At 40.1% G+C, this 349-nt stretch carries 1 protein-coding gene; it reads left to right on the top strand.

The features are described from left to right. Positions 1–154: 154 nt before the first annotated feature. The coding region (locus tag P0G09_RS16155; protein WP_275253171.1) for a tail assembly chaperone at positions 155–349 on the top strand (195 nt) is incomplete at its 3' end.

Genomic DNA, 349 nt, shown 5'->3' with positions numbered 1-349 from the left:
GACTGACGAGCTTACAACTTCCCAGAAACTAGCTCTTGAGGCTACACAGTATGAATATCATACTTTGGCCAAGGAAGAAGCTAAGCCGGGCGAAGAAGTTTAATTTAGGGGCTTAATGCCCCTTATTTTTTTAGATTAAAGGAGAAAAACAGAAATGATTTTAAATATTGGTGGTCGTGAGTACACTCTACGTTTTGGAATTGGCTTCCTTCGTGAAATGAATAAGCTTCATTCTGTCGAAATGGAAGGCATGAAGACCGGATATGGTGCTATGACCATGTTTAACGCAGGCAAAGCATTGAATGACCCGTTAGCATTTATTGACTTGATTAAAGCTGGTACAGTAACC

Source organism: Faecalibacterium sp. DFI.5.82 (assembly GCF_029076575.1).
Taxonomy (GTDB): Bacteria; Bacillota; Clostridia; order Oscillospirales; family Ruminococcaceae; genus Faecalibacterium; species Faecalibacterium duncaniae.
This window is presented reverse-complemented; position numbering and strand designations above follow the sequence as displayed.